The organism is Bradyrhizobium sp. BRP56 (genome assembly GCF_020194035.1).
GTDB classification, from domain to species: Bacteria; Pseudomonadota; Alphaproteobacteria; order Rhizobiales; family Xanthobacteraceae; genus Bradyrhizobium; species Bradyrhizobium australafricanum.
The window spans coordinates 20880-38187 of sequence record NZ_JADYVV010000051.1 but is presented as its reverse complement, the minus strand read 5'-3'; the positions used below and the strand labels follow the sequence as shown (position 1 = coordinate 38187).

Sequence of the window (17308 nt, the reverse complement as noted above, 5' to 3'; positions counted from 1 at the left end):
TGCGTCAAGTTTTAGCAGAAGGTATTATGATGTTATAGGCCATGTGCCGCCGGAATCGGGCGCAGTTTTGAATTACAGGTAAACTTTTGGATGGGGCTCACGCTTATTCTCGGTTCCGAACCGGCGTCGTCCGTAGCCTGCCTCCAGACCTCTCCTTGAAAAGGGCAGGTCGCTTCGCTCGTCAAGAGCGTAGCGGGTGGGGATCGGCTCTCTCCGCTTGCAGCATAGCCTGCCGCTGCCCCCCATCCCGACCTTTTGAGGAAGGAGAAAGCCGGGATCGCTACCGTGGCGGATCTAGCCCGGATGTCGGCGCGGCTTGAGGCCCGCGAGGAATAGCCGCGCGAAATGATCGGCGATCTCGGCTGGAGACCAGTCACGCCTGGTCTTGAACCAGATCGGATACCAGTGGCCCATTCCGGTGAGAATGCGCTCCGCGAAATAGGTATCGATGCGGCGGAAACGGCCCTCGTCGACCCAGCGCTGATAGCTGTTCTGGTCTTGCCGGATCGTCGCCAGCACGTCTCCGACATAGGCTTTCCGGTCTGCGTCGTTGAGATAGTTGATGTTGTGGTAGGTCGCCTTCGGGCCGCAGGGCGTGTCGTGCAGCATCAACAGCAGGCGGATGCGCTGCACGATGTGATCGAATGCCCCAAGGCTGTGCTGTTGCAGATGCTCGCGAATGCTGACCTCGCCGGCGAGCCCGCGTCGCAGGCAGGCCAGCAGCAGGCTCTCCTTTTCACTGAAGTGATAGTAGATGCCGGCGCGCGTCATGCCCGCATCCACGGCGATGCTCTCGAGCGACGTGCCCGAGGCGCCCCTTCGGTTGAAACTGTCGGAAGCAATCGACAGCATCCTGTCGAACTTGGCGGCCCGCTTGTTCAACGCTGTGCGAGCCTCGAGAAAAGGGGCGAGGCTGAGCGGCTCGGGCATTTTGGGAAGCGCGATCTCGCGCCGGTAGACGCCATGCGTGATGATGTCGTCGATGGCATCGATCGCCTGTTGCCGCGTGTAGTAGTCGCGTTCGGACAGCCAGAACGGAACCCAATCCAGGATGGAGATCAGCGCCACCGCCGTGAGCAGCGGCTCGTCGCAGGCGATCGAGCCGTCCGCCACGCCCCGATCGAGGATGTCCGACAGCAGCGCGGCGTTCCGCCAGCGCTTGGCATGGACCTCGCTACTGTAGGGCGCGGCCAGCGCATCGATATCGGTGAACAGGATCATGCGCTGGCCTTCGGGCCTCAGCCTGCCGCGCACGAAGCGCCTGATGATCTCGAGCCCGTCGATGCCGGGCTCGGCGGCCGCCTCGATTTCGTGGCGATAGATCGCAAGGCCGCGCAGATAGCAGTGGAAGATCAGATCTTCCTTGTCGCGGAAATAGTGGTACAGCGCGCCCGGCACGGCCTGCACCGATGCTGCGACCTGCTCCATCGTCACGTTGGCATAGGAGTGGCGGGCAAACAGCCGGGAAGCTGAGACGAGGATTTCTTCAGCCCGATCCGTCGGGTCGGCGGCGACTTGCAAGCTCGAATGCCCTTCCTGATCGCGGAACGAAAGTCCGCACGCGAGATAATCCCCTTGGCAGCCGCTTGTCGATCTGCGATAGACGGTGGCATACCATACACCAGCTGGTCTTGATTGTCTGGTGATGTGGCGACCGTCGGCCCGCGGGTGCGGGACGGCCAATATCGACCGGGCATCGGTTCGGCAGCAGCTTCGGACAGGATTTGGAGAGCAAGCCTTTCGTGAGAAGGGCTATTGGAGAGAGCATGGCGCGCAACATTCTGATTTTGGGAGCTTCCTACGGCTCCCTGCTGGGGACCAAGCTGCTGATGGCGGGTCATAACGTGTCCCTGGTGTGCCGGAAGAACACCGCCGACCTGATCAACCGCGAAGGCACCGAGGTGCGGATCAAGTTGCGCGACGAGAAGGAGCACCGCTCGATCTTCTCGCGCGATCTGCCGGGCAAGCTCGACGCCGTCACGCCCGCCGATGTCGACGTCTCGCGCTACGACATGGTCGGCCTTGCGATGCAGGAGCCGCAATACACCAACCACACGGTTCGCGTGCTGATGATCAAGATCGCGGCGGCGAAGCTGCCCTGCCTGTCGATCATGAACATGCCGCCGTTGCCGTATCTGAAGCGGATCCCCGCACTCGCCGGCCTGGACCTCGAGGAGGCCTACACCAACGCGCAGGTGTGGGAGCGCTTCGAGCCGGGCCTCGTCACGCTGTGCTCGCCCGATCCGCAGGCCTTCCGTCCGCCGGAGGAGAAGGCCAACGTGCTGCATGTCGGCCTGCCGACCAACTTCAAGGCCTCCGCCTTCGCCGACGACAGGCACAACAAGGTGCTGCGCGAGCTGGAAGCCGACATCGACGCGGTGACGCTCGACGGCCAGGACGTTCCGGTGAAGCTGAAGGTGTTCGATTCGCTGTTCGTGCCGCTGGCGAAGTGGTCGATGCTGCTGACCGGCAACTATCGCTGCATCACGCCGACTGAGCCGCAATCGATCCGCGATGCCGTGCACAGCGACCTGACGCGCTCGCAGGCGATCTATGATCATGTCGACGCCATCGCGCGCAAGCTCGGCGCCGACCCCGCGGACCAGGTGCCGTTCGCGAAATACGCCAAGGCCGCGGAAAGCCTGCTCAAGCCGTCATCGGCGGCCCGAGCGGTCGCCGCCGGCGCGCCCTTCATCGAGCGCGTCGACCTGCTGGTCAAGCTGATCTCGCATCAGCTCGGCACGCCGAGCGCCGAGATCGACCGTACGGTCGAGACCGTCGATCAGAAGCTGAACGAGAAGATCGTGCAGGGCGGCTCCGGCGCGGAGTAACCGAATGCGTTGACGGCGGGGGCAGGAACGCCCTCGCCATGCATCGGCGATCTGCAATGCACGCAATCGCGGTTGCCGGACGCATGGCTCGACCTGTCCAGATGGAGTAGACTCGCCCAGCTGCGATTGGGAGCAACGGACATGCCGAGCAAATCGCTTCCTCTCCTTGCAATCTACGGCGACCTCGATCGCGCACGCGACATCATGCGCGCCTGGCAGCCGCTCGATCATCTCTCTCCTGAAGATGCCGAGATCGTCGTGAAGGCGATCGCCGAGGGCATCGCGCGCGGGCGCCGGCACGGGCTCGAGATGGGGCAGTGCCATCAGGCGGCGTAAAGCCGCTAGCCCTGATGCGTCACGGCCAAAACCGTGACCGAACGCGTCTGCTGGCTCGGCGTCTGAAAATCGATCGTCTGGCCGACCGACAATCCGATCAGCGCGGCGCCGACCGGCGTCAGCACCGAGATGCGTCGCAGCGCGATGTCGGCTTCGTGCGGATAGACGAGCACAACCTCCCTGACGTCGCCGGTCTCGTCGTCGCGGTAGCGCACAAGCGAGCCCATGCGGACCACGTCATGCAGATCGGCATCGTCGGCGACCAGCTGGGCGCGGTCCGTCTCGCGTGCGAGGAACTGGGCGACGCGGGGAAACACCGCCATGCTGGAATCGGCCAGCGCGCTGAGGCGATGCGCCTCGCTCGCGGTGATCACGATCGGCGGCAATGCCGGGGCGGTAAAGCTGTTCTGAATGGTTCGGGTCATGTCGGTTGATCTTTGCGGTTGATCGGAGGCGCACGAGCGCCGGCGCGCGGATATCTCGCGACGCGACGGACTGAAATGATTTGGTGACGTAGAGGAATCCGGACGGCGCGCGATCGCCGGCCGGCTAATTGCCTGCGTGCAGACGTCCGGCGCGCAATTCGCGGCGCGCAATACGGGTGTCGATGCGGAGCGTGTCGATCATGGCATTATCAACATAGCCGCTGGCGACGTCGCATCCATTGCGGCGAAAGCGCGCACATCGCCGCGTGGAACGAGACGCCATCGCCGCAGACAGAGCGTCAGGGCTGTCCGATGCCGGACAGGCCGAGCACCGCGCCGGCGGCGAGCGCGACAAGCGGATGGATGCGCGTCGTGGTGGTGGCGATCGCGACGCCGGCCGCGATCAGGATGGTGCCCCAGCTCGAGGCCGATGCGTGGGTGATGACGATGGCGCTGGCCGTGACGAGCCCGGCGGTGACCGGAACCAGCCCCGCCTGCACGGTGCGGCGCCAGGGCCGGTCCTTGAAGCGTTCCCAGAGCCGCAGCGCGAAGCCTGTCACCAGCGACGACGGCCCGAACTTGGCGAGCGATGTCACCAGCACGCCGGAGAAGCCCGCGACATGCCAGCCGACCAGCGGCACCACCATCATGTTCGGCCCGGGTGCTGCCTGCGCCAGCGCGAACAGCGCGCCGAATTCCTGCGCCGTCATCCAGTGATGGACGTCGACCACCTGACGCTGCATCTCCGGCAGGATGGTGTTGCCGCCGCCGAAGGCGAGCAACGACAGCTCGGCGAAGATCAGCGCGAGCGTGACGAGGGTTGCGCTCATGACGCCTGCCTCGACCGGAGGACAATGCTGAGCGGCGCGAGCGTCAGCAGGGTCGGCAGCAGCGGCAAGCGGAACACGGCGATCGCCAGCACGCAGAGCGCGCCGATGAAGAGGCCGAGCACATCGCGCCGCAGCGGCCAGGCGATCTTGATCGCCGTGGAAATCAGCAACCCGGCTGCGGCGGCGGCGAGGCCACCGAATAGATGACGGACGACCGGGTCGTCGGCGAAGCGGCCATAGATCACACCAAGGCCGATCACGACCGCGGTCGGCACCGCGATCAGGCCGAGGATCGCTGCGAACGCGCCGGGAATGCCGCGAAACTTCAGCCCGACCGCGACCGACATGTTGATGATGTTGCCGCCGGGCAGGAACTGGCATAGCCCGAGCAGGTCGGTGAACTCCGCGCCGGTGAGCCAGCCGCGCTTCTCCACCATCATGTGGCGCGCCAGCGGCAGCACGCCGCCGAAGCCGGTCAATCCGAGGATGAAGAAGCCCGTGAACAACTCGCCGACGTCAGGTGCGACATGCTTGGTGGTTTGCGCGGCGGGGATGGCGTCCATCGGCGGGGCGACTCCGGTTCGATTTGTTCTTGAGCCGACTCTAGTTGGCCGCGTGACAAATTTCCAATATATGGATACGGGAATTTGCATATCTGCTGCATATGGATCGCCCGATGATCGAACTGCGCCATCTCCGCTATGCCGTCGCGGTGGCCGAGGAAGGCCATATCACCCGCGCCGCCGCGCGGCTCGGCATCCAGCAGCCGCCGCTGAGCCAGCAGATTCGCGCCCTGGAAGCCGCGATCGGCGCGCCGCTGTTTCGCCGGCAGCCGCGCGGGGTCGAGCTGACCGCCGCCGGCCGCGCCTTCGTCGGCAAGGCGCGCGCGATCCTGCGCGACGCCGACCTCGCCGTGGAGGCCGCGCGCCGCGCGAGCCGCGGCCAGGAGGGGCAGCTTGCGATCGGCTTCACCTCTTCGGCCGCCTTCCATCCTTTCGTCACCGGCGTGATGCGCGAAATGCGTGAGCGCGCGCCGGCGATCACGCTGTCGCTGGAGGAGGCCTCGACCGGCGAACTGATCGAAGCCGTCGAGGCCGACCGGCTCGATGCCGCATTCGTGCGCGCGCCAGGCGAGCGGCTGGAGAACCTCACGATCACGCATCTGCTCGACGAGGAGATGGTGGTCGCATTGCCGGACCATCATCCGCGCGCCCGCAAGGACACGCGGCGGCGGATTTCGCTGGCCTCGCTCGCCGACGAGCCGCTGATCCTCTACCGTCGTCCGACCGGGCCCGGCCTCTACGACAGCATCATCGCCGCCTGTCGCGCCGCGGGCTTTAGCCCGAAGGTGGCGCAGGAGGCGACGCGGATGGTGTCGACGCTGAGCCTGGTCGCGGCCGGGCTCGGCATTTCGATCGTGCCGGAATCGATGGCGCGGCTCGAGACCGCCGGCGTGTCCTATCTTCGCCTCGACCGCGCCACCGGCCTCGTCGCGCCGCTCGCGCTGGCGCGCAAGAAGGGCCCCGCCGGCGGCACGCTCGGCCGCCTGCTCGGGATCGTGACGCGGCGGGTGAAGGACCGCGCCGGGGTCTAAGCGGGACTTGCAATCGTCATTGCGAGGAGCGACAGCGACGAAGCAATCCATCTATCCGTTGCGCGGAAACATGGATTGCTTCGCTTCGCTCGCAATGACAGTGGACGGAGCTGAAGCTCAGCGAGCCCCGCACCGCCGCCTGGATGGCGCGGAATGTGGGGAGTTTGGCGAACGCGCGCGTCAGGGCGCGGCTAGATAGCCTCCATCGAATCCGGTTGCCCGCCCGTGGATCGCAACAGCTCAGCTGCGTCCGGAGGCCTCGGGTTCAATGAACACCGCGAAAGGCATTTCCGATGGCGCGTTTTCCTGTCCATACGCTCGAGTCTGCCCCCGAAGCCTCGAGGCCTACTTTGCGCGAGGTCGAGGCGCGGTTCGGCATGATCCCGAACCTTGCGGCGGCGATGGCGACGTCACCCGTGCTGATCCAGAGCTTCCTCGGCATCTTCGACAAGGTTCACGGCGGCAGCTTCACCGAGCAGCAGATCCAGACCGTGCTGCTCACCGACGCGGTGACCAATGGCTGCGCCTGGGCGGTCGCGCTGCATTCCGCGCTCGGCTTGCAGGCTGGCCTCGATCCGGCCGATGTCGACGCGATGCGCGCCGGCCGCTCGCCTGCCGACAAGACACTCGGCGCGCTCTCGACGCTGGCGCGGTCGCTGATCGAAAAGCGCGGGCGGCTCGACGACGAGGAGATCGAACGATTCCTGGCAGCCGGGTTCTACAAGGACCTCGTGCTTGAGGTGATCACCATCGTGGCGGCCTCGACCATCACCAACTACACCGGCAGCGTCACCAATCCGCCGCTGGAGGCGGCGTTGCAGGAATATGCCTGGAACGGCTGACGCGATCGCGCCTGGGCGTCAATCATTGCACGTCGACCGCGCGGCCGGCCGTGTACTTCAGAGCGCAAACCTGGCGCGATAGTCCTGCGGCGTGGTCGACAGCAGGCGCAGGAAGCTGCGGCGCATCGTCTCCTCGGACCCGAAGCCGCAGCGCTGCGAGATGCGCTTGATCGGCAGGCGCGTCTCCGAGAGCAGATGCCGCGCGCCCTCGACCCGGAGTCGCTCGATCGCGCGCGCCGGCGTCAAGCCGGTCGCTTCGGCGTAATGGCGGCTGAAGCTGCGCTCGCTCATGCCGGCCTGTTTCGCCAGCGTCGACAGCGAGAGATCGCCGGCGAGATGGTTGCTGATCCAGTCGTGCAGCGCGCTGAACCTGTCGTCGGTGGCTTGCAGCGACAGGATTTCGCTGAATTGCGCCTGTCCGCCCGGCCGTTTGAAAAACACGACGAGATAGCGGGCGACGGCAAGCGCCGCCGTGCGGCCGAGATCCTCCTCCAGCAGCGCCAGCGCCAGATCGATGCCGGAGGTGACGCCGGCCGACGTCCAGAACGAACCGTCGCGCACGAAGATCGGATCGGGCTCGACGCGGACATCGGGAAAACGCTCGGCGAGCTCTGCGCAAAATCCCCAATGGGTCGCGGCACGCCGGCCATTGAGCACGCCCGATTCAGCGAGCAGGAACGCGCCGGTGCAGACCGATGCGGTGCGGCGCGCCTGCCCGGCGCGCTCGCGTACCCAGTCCACCAGGACGGCATCGGCCGTCGCGGCGTTGACGCCGTCGCCGCCCGGAATCACCAGCGTGTCGACCGCGGTGTCGATGGCGGGCAGTGGATGCACCGCGAGCCCGACGCCGGCGGATGACTCAACGTGCGGGCCATCCTTTGCAACGACGCGGACTTCATATGGCTCGGCGTTGCCAGCCTTGGCCGCCAGCGCATTGGCGGACGCGAACACCTGCAATGGCCCGGTGACGTCGAGCAACTGCACGGCCGGATAGGCCAGCACTTCGATCGAGCGGCGGCGGTTTGGCGAAAAACGTGGGCTGGTTGGCGTCATCGCCGAAACCTGCCGCGCTAGATTCGCTTTGTCCATAGCGCAAAGAAAGTTCGAGGGAAGTTCGATGATCGCTCACGATGTTCATCTGCGGATCGGTTCGCTGCTGTTCGAAGGCGTCGACCAAATCGATTTGACCGGGCCGTTCGAGGTGCTGTCGCGGATTCCGAATTCGACCTACCGCATCTACGGCAAGACCGCCGAGCCCGTCCGCGACATCAAGGGATTGCGGTTGACACCGGATGCGACGTTGGCCGATGCGCCGCCGCTCGACGTGCTGCATGTGCCGGGCGGCTTCGGTCAGCAAGCCCTGATGGAGGACACGGAGGTGCTCGGCTGGATCAGCCGGCAGGCGGCGGGGGCATGCCGCATCTTCTCGGTCTGCACCGGCGCGCTGATCTGCGGAGCGGCCGGCCTGCTGAAGGGGCGCAGGGCGACGACGCATTGGGCGTCGTTTCATCTGCTGCCGTTGTTCGGCGCTACGCCCGTGAACCAGCGCGTGGTGGTGGACGGAAGCTTCGTCTTTGCCGCCGGAGTCACGGCAGGCATCGATGGCGCATTGCGGCTCGCGGCTGAACTGCGCGGCGACGATGCCGCGCGCGCGATCCAGCTCTATATGGTGTATGCGCCGGAGCCGCCGTTCGACAGCGGCACGCCGGAGACCGCGCCACCCGAAATCCTGCAGCAGTCGCGCCAGGCCGTGCGCGCGATCACGGAGCAGCGGGAAGAGACTGCGCGCCGTGTCGCGGCGAGGCTGGGCGTCGCCGTGCAGGGAGATTGAGTGGGGCTAATTTCCCGGCTCGAAGCTGCAGTCGGCGCCGCCGCCGGCCTTGTCGTTGATCACCTTCGGATCGAGCGTGCAGGACAGTTTCGACAACGCCTCGTAGATCGTGCCGGCGGCGCCGTCGGGCGGCACGCCGGCGAGCGCTTCGGTGGCGAAGATCGCGTTGGCCTCGCGTCCCTTCACGGTACGGGTGTTGCCGCCGAAGGTCAGTGCGCAGGAGCGGGAGGTGATATCGACATTGCTGGCGCGGCAGACCACCTTGTCGGCGGTGACCACGATCTTGCTGGCATGGGAGACATTGCTGTCGCCGTTGAAGAATGCGGCGACCGCCTTCTTCTCCTTGGCCGGCAACGGCGAATAGGGCGCCACCACGCCGGCGAGCGCCAGCGCGACCGAGCCCGAGGTGGTCGCAGGCGCAGCCCATGCGGCCGACGAGGCCAGTAACAATGAACATGCGAGGATCGTCAATCGGCCCAGTCTCATTCCCGTCTCCCGCCGCTTTCCGCGGCGCGGAATCGCTAGCATGTCTCGCGGCCTGAACAGATGACGCCATTCACACGCGATCCCGCAACTTCGCGTGAGGCGCGGATGCGCACAGGGCAGGGCGGCCCCGCGTGGACCCGCTTGCGCGATCGTGCCATCGGCGTCACAGTCCGATCCGTGGCAGCGATGCCGCCAACAACGACGACAAGAAGATCAAGCCGGGGAACGCCATGGCGGCCACGCGCATCGACTGCGACATCCATCCCGCGGTGGGGGGAACGCGCACCACGCTGCTGCCCTATCTCAGCGATCACTGGAAGGAACAGGTCGTCAGCCGTGCCATCGACGGGCTCGACCTCAATTCCTATCCGCCGTCGATGCCGCTATCCGGCCGAGCCGACTGGCGGCCGGCCGACGGCAGCAAGCCCGGCAGCGATCTTGCCATGGTGCAGCGCGGCGCGTTCGACCAACTCGGCGCCAGCCACGCGATCTGCAACGTCGTCTATGGCGCGCAGGCGGTGTTCGATTCCTACATGGCGGCGGACTTCTGCAAGGCGATCAACGATTGGATCGCAGCCGAGTGGCTTGCCAGGGACAAGCGGCTGCGCGCCTCGATCGTGGTGCCGATCCAGGCGCCCGACCTTGCGGTCGAGGAGATCGAGCGCAGGGCCGGCGACAATCGCTTCGTCTCGGTGCTGGTGCCCTCGCAAGGCGAGACGCTGCTCGGCCGGCGGCATTACTGGCCGATCTACCAGGCCGCGGAGAAGTACAAGCTTCCGATCGCGATCCACGCCGGCAGTGCCTACCGCGGCGCGCCGAGCTCGATCGGCTGGCCGTCCTACCGCTACGAATATTATCTCGCCGAGGCGCAGGCGTTCCAGGCGCAGGCGCTGAGCCTGATCTATGAGGGCGTGTTCGGGAAGTATCCCGGATTGACCGTCGTGCTGATGGAGTCGGGCGTCAGCTGGCTGCCGGCGTTCATGTGGCGCGCCAACAAGACCTGGCGCGGCGTGCGCGTCGAGGTGCCGTGGGTGGAGCGCGAGCCGGCCGCGATCATCCGCGACCATTTCCGCGTCACCATGCAGCCGTTCGACGCGCCGCTGGATGCTACAAGCGTCGCCGACATCATCGACCAGATCGGCTCCGACAAGATGTTCCTGTTCGCATCCGACTATCCGCACTGGCAGTTCGACGGCGACGATCCGATCCCGCGATATCTGCCCGACAGCATCGTCAAGCGGATGTGCGAGGACAATCCGATTGAAACGTTCCCGCGTTTGAAGCTGAATTCGTAATTCGCGCGCATGATCCGGAAAAGTGGGAACCGGTTTTCCGACAAGATCATGCGCAAACAAGAAGGAGGATCGCATGAGTGACGTCATCGACCGCCCGATGCTCGACCAGGAGAAGACCGCCGCGACGCGGCTGAAGATCATCGACTGCGACATCCATCCGAGCCTTCACGCGCACAGCGATCTCAACGAGTTCCTGCCGAAACGCTGGCAGCAGCATCTCAAGGAATACGGCAGCCATTTGCGCACGCCCTATATCGGCACCACGCCGTATCCGCGCTCCTCGCCGCTGATCGCGCGGCGCGATGCCTGGCCGCCGACCGGCGGCGTGCCCGGCTCCGATCTCGATTTCATGCGCAAGCAGCACCTCGACCCTTTCGACGTCGAGTTCGGCATCCTGCAGGTGCTCGATCTCTTCATTTTCTCGCAGCAGAATCTGGAATTCGGCGCCGCGATCCAGCGCGCCATCAACGACTGGCAACTGGCCTTCTGGGCGCATCGCGATCCGCGCCTGAAGGCCTCGATCCTGGTCGGGCAGGACGGCTCCGAGCTCGGCCTCGCCGAGATCGAGCGCTGTGCCAAATCAGGCGAATACATCCAGATCAACGTCTCGCCGCGTGCCAATGAGCCGCTCGGCCGCCGCCGCTACTGGCCGATCTATGAACGCGCGCAGGAGCTCGATCTGCCGCTCGGCATCCATGTCGGCGGCTATGGCGGGCATGCGCCGACCGGCGGCGGCTGGCCGTCCTATTATTGCGAGGAGCATCAGTCGAACGCGCACACGGTGGCCTCGAACCTCACCAGCCTGGTGCTGGAAGGTGTTCCCGAGCGCTTCCCGAAACTGAAGATCGTGTTCATCGAAGGTGGCTTCGGCTGGATTCCCGCGACGATGTGGCGGATGGATCAGCACTTCGAACGCTTCCGCAGCGAGGTGCCGCATCTCAAGCGCCGGCCGAGCGAATATGTGAAGGAGCATTTCTGGTTCACGACCCAGCCGATCGACGAACCGGATGAAGCCAGGCACCTGCGGCAGCTGATCGAATGGGTCGGCATCGACCGGCTGTTGTTCTCGTCGGACTATCCGCATTGGGACTATGACGACGCGCGCTACGCCTTCAAGACGCCGCTGACCGACGCCGAGCGTCGCAAGATCTTCAATGCCAACGCCCGCGCGGTTTACAAATTCTAGGACACAGATGACCCGTCACATCGTCGCGCGCACCAGTGAGATTCCGGCCGGCGGCAACAAGGTGTTTGGCCTCGAGGGCCGCGACATCGTTGTGTTCCACGTCAATGGCGAGTTCTTCGCGCTGCTCAATCGCTGCCCGCACGAAGGCGCGCCGCTGGAGAAGGCGGCCTGCGTCGCGCGCCTGACCTCGCCGGAGCCCGGCATCTATCAGCGCGACCGCGTCGGCGAGATGCTGCGCTGTCCGTGGCACGGCTGGGAATTCGACATGCGCAACGGGCAGTCCTGGTTCGATCCCAAGCGGTTCAGGATCCGCTCCTATCCGGTCGCGGTCGAGAGCGGCACCGAGTTGCAGAAGGGGCCGTATGTTGCCGAGACGTTCCCGGTGCACGTCGAGGACAATTACGTGATCGTTGAGGTCTAGTCGGCGCGTTGGCGCAGTTCGAGCGACCGTGAGCGCCGCCGCGGACCTCGTCATGCCCGGGACAAGCCGGCCATGGTACAGACAAGGTCATTGCATTTTTTGCAATAATGAAGTGCCGTCAACGGCAATTATAATAACCGCTGCAATGGGCCACCTTGAGTTGGCGGTCGGGAATGAACCCGTCCACCACGTCAGGAACGGCACATGAAGCTCTACCACTTCGCTCTCTCCGGCCACGCGCACCGCGCGCGCCTGTTTTTGTCCCTGCTGGGCATTCCGCACGAACTTGTCGACGTCGACCTCAAGTCCGCCGCGCAGAAGCGGCCGGAATATCTCGCGCTCAACCCGTTCGGCCAGGTGCCGGTGCTCGACGATGACGGCGTCATCATCGCCGACTCCAACGCGATCCTGATCTATCTCGCGACCAAGCTCGGCCGCACCGACTGGCTGCCGCAGGATGCAAAGGGCGCTGCCGCGGTCCAGCGCTGGTTGTCGGTTGCTGCCGGCGATCTCGCGTTTGGGCCCGCAGCGGCACGCCTCATCACCGTGTTCGGCGCAAAGCACAATCCGGACGACGTGATCGCGCGGGCGCATGTTCTGCTGAAACGGCTCGAAGCCCATCTCGCCGGTCGAGACTGGCTGGTCGGCGCGGCGCCGACAATCGCAGACGTCGCGCTCTACAGCTATCTGTCCAGCGCACCCGAAGGCAATGTCGATCTCTCCGCCTATGCGCGCGTCAACGCGTGGCTGCGCCGGATCGAGGCGCTGCCGGGCTTCGTGGCCTTCGCCAAGACCCCCGTCGGTCTGGCGGCTGCGTGACCTGCTGACCGGGCGTGCCGTCGGGCGCGCCCGTCCAACCCCGAAGGGGAGGGCGATACGATGAGCGACAGACGAACCAAGAGCAAGCTCGCGACCTGGCATGAAGGCGAGAAGGCGATCCAGCAGCAGGTCGGTGTCGCCGAGAAGATGGAGGGCGTCGGCCAGCGCGCGGTGCGCGACTTCATGCCCGACCAGCATCGCGATTTCTTCGCGCAGATTCCCTTCATCGTCGTCGGCAGCGTGGACCGAAGCGGCGACGCCTGGGCTTCGTTGCTGGCCGGTAGGCCCGGCTTCATTTCCTCGCCGACACCGCGCAGCCTCGAGATCGATGCGCGGCCCGACCGCAGCGATCCCGTCAGCGAGGGGATGCGCGAGGGCGATGCGATCGGCCTGTTGGGGATCGAACTGCACACGCGGCGCCGCAACCGTGCCAACGGGCTGCTGCGCGCGGCATCAGGCAAGGCGCTCAGCTTCGAGCTCGATCAGAGCTTTGGCAATTGCGCGCAGTACATCCAGCTTCGCGATTTTGCCTTCGTGCGCGCGCCGGATGAATCGTTCACGGGAGAGATCGAGGCCAGCACGACGCTCGATCAGGCCGCGCGCGACATGATCAAGGCGGCCGACACGTTCTTCGTGGCGTCCTATGCCGAGCGTGAGGACCGTCGCCAGGTCGACGTCTCGCATCGCGGCGGCCGGGCGGGCTTCGTCCGCGTCGCCGACGACGGCAGGCTGACGATTCCCGATTTCGCCGGCAATCTGTTCTTCAACACACTCGGCAACATTCTCGTCAACGGCAAGGCCGGGCTGGTATTCGTCGATTTCGAGACCGGCGACCTGCTGCAGCTGAGCGGCGATGCTGAGGTGATGCTGGACTCGCCGGAGATCGCGGCGTTTCAAGGCGCCGAGCGGCTCTGGAGTTTCCGCGCCCGCCGCGTGGTGCGCAGGCGTGGCGCGCTGCCGCTGCGCTGGGCGTTCCGGGCCGAAGGCTGGTCGCCGAATTCGCTGATGACCGGCGACTGGGGGCAGACCGCCGAGCGGATCCGCGCCGCCGAGCGCGCGACGCAGTGGCGGCCGTTCAAGGTCACTGGGATCGTCGACGAGAGCCGATCGATCCGCTCATTTCATTTGCAGCCGGACGACGGCGCGGGGCTGCTTCCGCACCGGGCGGGACAGCATTTGCCGATCCGTCTCTCGTTGCCCGGTATCGACAAGCCGGTGATCCGCACCTACACGCTGTCGGTTGCGCCGTCGGACGGCATGTACCGGATCAGCGTGAAGCGCGACGGTGTCGTATCACAACATCTCCACGACACCATCCATGTCGGCGACATCATCGAAGCGCGCGCGCCGGCTGGTGGCTTCACGATCGATGCGCGCGAGAAGCGGCCCGCGGTGCTGCTCGCCGGCGGTGTCGGCATCACGCCGCTGCTCGCGATGCTGCGCCACGTGGTCTATGAGGGGCTGCGCACCCGCGGCATCCGGCCGACATTCCTGTTTCAGGCCGCGCATGCGAAACAGGACCGCGCGTTCGGCGATGAAGTGCAGCAGCTGGTGGATGCCGCCGGCGGCGCGGTGCGGGTCATCCGCGTCCTCGGCGATGTCGACGCCGCCGAGCAGGGCACAGACTACGACGCGGCAGGACGGATCGACATGGCGCTGTTGTCGCGCGTCCTGCCGTTCAACGATTACGACTTCTATCTGTGCGGACCGCCGCAGTTCACCCAATCGCTCTATGACGCCCTGCGCGGCTACAACATTGCCGACGGCAGGATTCACGCCGAAGCATTCGGTCCCTCATCGCTGGTTCGGAAGCCCGACCTCATCACCGCAGCGCCGCCGCGGCGGCCGCCGGCGACAACGCCGGTCCCGGTCGCCTTCACCACTTCGTTGAAGGAGGCGCGCTGGACGCCGGAGGCGGGGACGCTGCTCGAACTGGCGGAAGCGCGCGGCCTCAGCCCCGCCTTCAGCTGCCGGGAGGGCAATTGCGGAACCTGCCGAACCAGATTGCTGGCAGGCGCCGTGACCTATGTGAAGCAGCCCGCCGCCGAGGTAGCCGATGACGAGGTGCTGATCTGCTGCGCCGTGCCGGCGAAGCCGGAGGCCGACGGCGAGGACCGGATCCAGCTCGCGCTGTGACCGAACCGGGCGCATAGCGCTTTCGCGGGCACTCAGCCCATGCTGCCCGGCATGAAGCAGCGTGGCCTCGGGTGCCCGTCCAGATAATACGGCCAGACCATGGTGCGGCCGGCACGGTTCGGTCCGGCGACGACGGCGTCATCGGGAACGTCGACCCACTCGCCTTCGAGCCGGACCCGATAGTGGCCGTCCTTGGTGTCCCAATCGGCGTCATCGACACGCTTTGCGTCGCTGCCGTCGCAGCAGGGGCCCTTGACACTGCGCAGGCTCTCATACCAGGCGTTCAATTCGGGATGCCCGTGATCATGGGCCTGCACCGGCCCGATCGCCGGCTTCGCCAGCAGGGCGGTGACTGCAACGATTGCCGCACGCCAAAACCGATTGTTCATCTGATCCCCAAAATCCGGAAAGCCCATGACAGCCAACCCGGACATGGTCATCGAGATCGGGACATCAATTAGATGATAATCGTAATATAATCACATTCGTGAGAGCAGCGAGCGCTGCCGGAAGGCCGGGTGCCGACAAACTCAGGCGAGCAGGCTCATCACCTGGTCGATCACGGCCTTCACCTGCTTCGAATCCGGCCTCTGGTGCGCGAGCGCCAGCAGTCCGGCATGCACCACCATGATGGTGTGGGCGGTGACGTCAGGGTCGAAGCCCTTCCTGAACTGGGCGCGATCGGTGCGCAGCCGCGTGCGCAGCAGCTCTTCAAGCCGCCGGTTGTAGCGCTCGATGCTCTTGCGGAGCTCGACCTGGTCGAGCGAGCCGTCGGTCGCGGAATTGATCGACAGGCAACCGCGCTGTCCCTTCTCGCCCGAGCAATAGGGAATGAAGCCGGTAAGCCACTGCTTGATCACGTCCCGCGCGGGCCCCGGCTGCGCCAGCACGCGCTCGGCCCAGCCGAGGATGCCGTCGTGATAGCGGTCCAGCACCTTCAGGAACAACGCGTTCTTGTCGCCGAACGCCGCGTAGAGGCTGGGCTTGGCGACGCCGCTCGCCGCCGTGATGTCGTCGAGCGAAGTCGCCTGAAACCCCTTCTGCCAGAACATCTGGCGGGCGATTTCCAGGACATCGTCCGGATCGAAGCTGCGCGGCCTTGCCATATCCATCTTTTATGTACTCCCGCGTCGGATGTGAAGCCGTCACCTTGCTGTGAAGGCAAGTCCGGCTATTGACGCAATCCATATTCTGTACTTAGAAGTACATAACGAAATCGGGGGATCACGCCATGAAGGCGGTTCAGGTCGTTGCGTTCGGACGTGCAGCGGACGCGGTCAAGCTCAACGAGGTGCCGGACGTCGGCAGCCCCGGCCCCGACGAGGTCGTGGTCGCGGTGGAGGCTGCGCCGATCAACAATTCGGATTTCATGATCATCGCCGGGCGCTACGGCTATCTGCCGTCGCCGCCGGCCACGCTCGGGATCGAGGGCGTCGGGCGTGTTGTTGCCACCGGATCGCAGGTGAGGAACCTGAAGGAGGGTGACCGCACGCTGATTCCCTTCACGGTCCCGACCTGGACCGAGCGGGTCAAATTCACCGCATCATGGCAGCGTCCGCTGCCCGACAATGCCGATATCCAGCAACTGTCCATGATCGGGGTCAATCCGGCCACCGCCTATCTCTTGCTGACCGATTTCGTGAAGATCCCGCCCGGCGGCTGGGTGATCCAGAACGGCGCCAACTCGGCGACGGCCCGCGCGGTGATCGCCATCGCGAAGTCGCTCGGGCTCAAGACGGTCAACATTGTCCGCCGCGAGGAGGTCATGGAGGAGGTCAAGTCGGTCGGCGGCGATATCGTGCTGCTCGACGGGCCGGATCTCGCCAAGCGCGTCGCCAGGGAAACGGGCAGGGCGCCGATCCAGCTGGCGCTCGACATGGTCGGCGGCTCATCCGCCTTGAACCTGATGAACTGCCTCGCGCCAAAAGGCGTGCTCGTCATCTACAGCGCGATGAGCGGACAGCCGTTCTCCGGCTCGCCGTTGAGCGTGATCTTCAACGAAGTGTCGGTGCGCGGCTTCTGGCTCGGCCATTGGGGCAAGACCGCGACCGATCAGGCATTGGCCGGAATGTACGACCATCTGGTGCCGATGGTCGCATCGGGCGCGATCAGCGCGCCGGTGGTCGGGGCCTATCGCCTGGAGGATTTTTCACAGGCGATTGCGCAGGCAGCGGCATTCAAGGGCAAGGTGATCTTCACGCCGAACTAGGTTGTACCCCGATATTCGCCGGCGCGACACGGACCGCGATGCCCGTTTTCGCCGGTGCATGTCTGCA

Annotated in this window: 19 protein-coding genes; 11 read left to right on the top strand and 8 right to left on the bottom strand. The window is 65.6% G+C overall.

Translation table 11 applies throughout. From position 1 onward, the window contains the following. Positions 1-294: 294 nt before the first annotated feature. Positions 295-1521 (bottom strand): TetR family transcriptional regulator, encoded by a 1227-nt coding sequence (locus tag I6F38_RS29800; RefSeq protein ID WP_225162902.1) that lies wholly within the window; start codon positions 1519-1521, stop codon positions 295-297. Between the two features lie 245 nt (positions 1522-1766). Between I6F38_RS29800 and I6F38_RS29795 the strand changes: the two genes are divergently transcribed. Next, complete coding sequence (locus I6F38_RS29795; RefSeq protein WP_225162901.1) at positions 1767-2831, top strand: 2-dehydropantoate 2-reductase; 1065 nt, start codon at positions 1767-1769, stop codon at positions 2829-2831. Positions 2832-2972: 141 nt separating this feature from the next. After that, positions 2973-3167 carry a hypothetical protein gene (locus I6F38_RS29790; protein ID WP_038384315.1) on the top strand — a complete coding sequence of 65 codons (195 nt, stop codon included), beginning with the start codon at positions 2973-2975 and terminating at the stop codon, positions 3165-3167. Between the two features lie 5 nt (positions 3168-3172). Here the strand turns inward: I6F38_RS29790 and rnk are convergent, their stop codons facing one another. The 3 genes from rnk to I6F38_RS29775 all read right to left on the bottom strand — a co-directional run bounded on the left by rnk (position 3173) and on the right by I6F38_RS29775 (position 4985). Continuing rightward, positions 3173-3592: a nucleoside diphosphate kinase regulator gene (rnk, locus tag I6F38_RS29785; RefSeq protein WP_225162900.1), complete on the bottom strand. Its 420-nt coding sequence runs from the start codon at positions 3590-3592 to the stop codon at positions 3173-3175. Between the two features lie 299 nt (positions 3593-3891). Next, a complete protein-coding gene (locus I6F38_RS29780) occupies positions 3892-4422 on the bottom strand; it encodes a chromate transporter (RefSeq protein WP_057017908.1) in 531 nt (176 codons plus the stop codon). After that, complete coding sequence (locus I6F38_RS29775; protein WP_016847017.1) at positions 4419-4985, bottom strand: chromate transporter; 567 nt, start codon at positions 4983-4985, stop codon at positions 4419-4421. Before I6F38_RS29775 ends, I6F38_RS29780 begins: the two co-directional genes overlap by 4 nt. Before the next feature lie 113 nt (positions 4986-5098). Here I6F38_RS29775 and I6F38_RS29770 point away from each other — a divergent pair, with 113 nt between their 5' ends. Further along, positions 5099-6016, top strand: a complete 918-nt coding sequence (locus I6F38_RS29770; RefSeq protein ID WP_225162899.1) for a LysR family transcriptional regulator — start codon at positions 5099-5101, stop codon at positions 6014-6016. 293 nt (positions 6017-6309) lie between these two features. Then, positions 6310-6858, top strand: coding sequence for a carboxymuconolactone decarboxylase family protein (locus I6F38_RS29765; protein ID WP_225162898.1), 549 nt, complete (start codon positions 6310-6312; stop codon positions 6856-6858). A gap of 57 nt (positions 6859-6915) precedes the next feature. Here the strand turns inward: I6F38_RS29765 and I6F38_RS29760 are convergent, their stop codons facing one another. Continuing rightward, positions 6916-7911: a DJ-1/PfpI family protein gene (locus tag I6F38_RS29760; protein ID WP_225162897.1), complete on the bottom strand. Its 996-nt coding sequence runs from the start codon at positions 7909-7911 to the stop codon at positions 6916-6918. 64 nt (positions 7912-7975) lie between these two features. On the opposite strand from I6F38_RS29760, the gene I6F38_RS29755 reads away from it, so the two are divergent. Then, positions 7976-8689: a DJ-1/PfpI family protein gene (locus I6F38_RS29755; protein ID WP_225162896.1), complete on the top strand. Its 714-nt coding sequence runs from the start codon at positions 7976-7978 to the stop codon at positions 8687-8689. A 6-nt stretch (positions 8690-8695) separates the two neighbouring features. Here I6F38_RS29755 and I6F38_RS29750 read toward each other — a convergent pair whose 3' ends face one another. After that, on the bottom strand, positions 8696-9175 hold the full coding sequence (locus I6F38_RS29750; protein WP_225162895.1) for a hypothetical protein: 480 nt from the start codon (positions 9173-9175) through the stop codon (positions 8696-8698). Between the two features lie 230 nt (positions 9176-9405). On the opposite strand from I6F38_RS29750, the gene I6F38_RS29745 reads away from it, so the two are divergent. From I6F38_RS29745 to I6F38_RS29725, 5 genes are all read left to right on the top strand, one after another. Further along, on the top strand, positions 9406-10470 hold the full coding sequence (locus I6F38_RS29745) for an amidohydrolase family protein (protein ID WP_225162925.1): 1065 nt from the start codon (positions 9406-9408) through the stop codon (positions 10468-10470). 73 nt (positions 10471-10543) lie between these two features. Next, a complete protein-coding gene (locus tag I6F38_RS29740) occupies positions 10544-11656 on the top strand; it encodes an amidohydrolase family protein (protein WP_225162894.1) in 1113 nt (370 codons plus the stop codon). Between the two features lie 7 nt (positions 11657-11663). Next, positions 11664-12077: a Rieske (2Fe-2S) protein gene (locus I6F38_RS29735; RefSeq protein ID WP_225162893.1), complete on the top strand. Its 414-nt coding sequence runs from the start codon at positions 11664-11666 to the stop codon at positions 12075-12077. Between the two features lie 204 nt (positions 12078-12281). Next, a complete protein-coding gene (locus I6F38_RS29730; RefSeq protein WP_225162892.1) occupies positions 12282-12896 on the top strand; it encodes a glutathione S-transferase in 615 nt (204 codons plus the stop codon). A 60-nt stretch (positions 12897-12956) separates the two neighbouring features. Further along, the gene (locus tag I6F38_RS29725) at positions 12957-15032 is read left to right on the top strand and encodes a pyridoxamine 5'-phosphate oxidase family protein (RefSeq protein WP_225162891.1); all 2076 of its coding nucleotides are present in this window, start codon (positions 12957-12959) and stop codon (positions 15030-15032) included. Positions 15033-15064: 32 nt separating this feature from the next. On the opposite strand, the gene I6F38_RS29720 is transcribed toward I6F38_RS29725, so the two are convergent. Next, complete coding sequence (locus tag I6F38_RS29720; protein WP_225162890.1) at positions 15065-15421, bottom strand: hypothetical protein; 357 nt, start codon at positions 15419-15421, stop codon at positions 15065-15067. Positions 15422-15562: 141 nt separating this feature from the next. Then, the gene (locus I6F38_RS29715; protein ID WP_225162889.1) at positions 15563-16144 is read right to left on the bottom strand and encodes a TetR/AcrR family transcriptional regulator; all 582 of its coding nucleotides are present in this window, start codon (positions 16142-16144) and stop codon (positions 15563-15565) included. Between the two features lie 119 nt (positions 16145-16263). On the opposite strand from I6F38_RS29715, the gene I6F38_RS29710 reads away from it, so the two are divergent. Next, complete coding sequence (locus tag I6F38_RS29710) at positions 16264-17241, top strand: zinc-dependent alcohol dehydrogenase family protein (RefSeq protein WP_225162888.1); 978 nt, start codon at positions 16264-16266, stop codon at positions 17239-17241. The last annotated feature ends 67 nt before the right edge of the window (positions 17242-17308 follow it).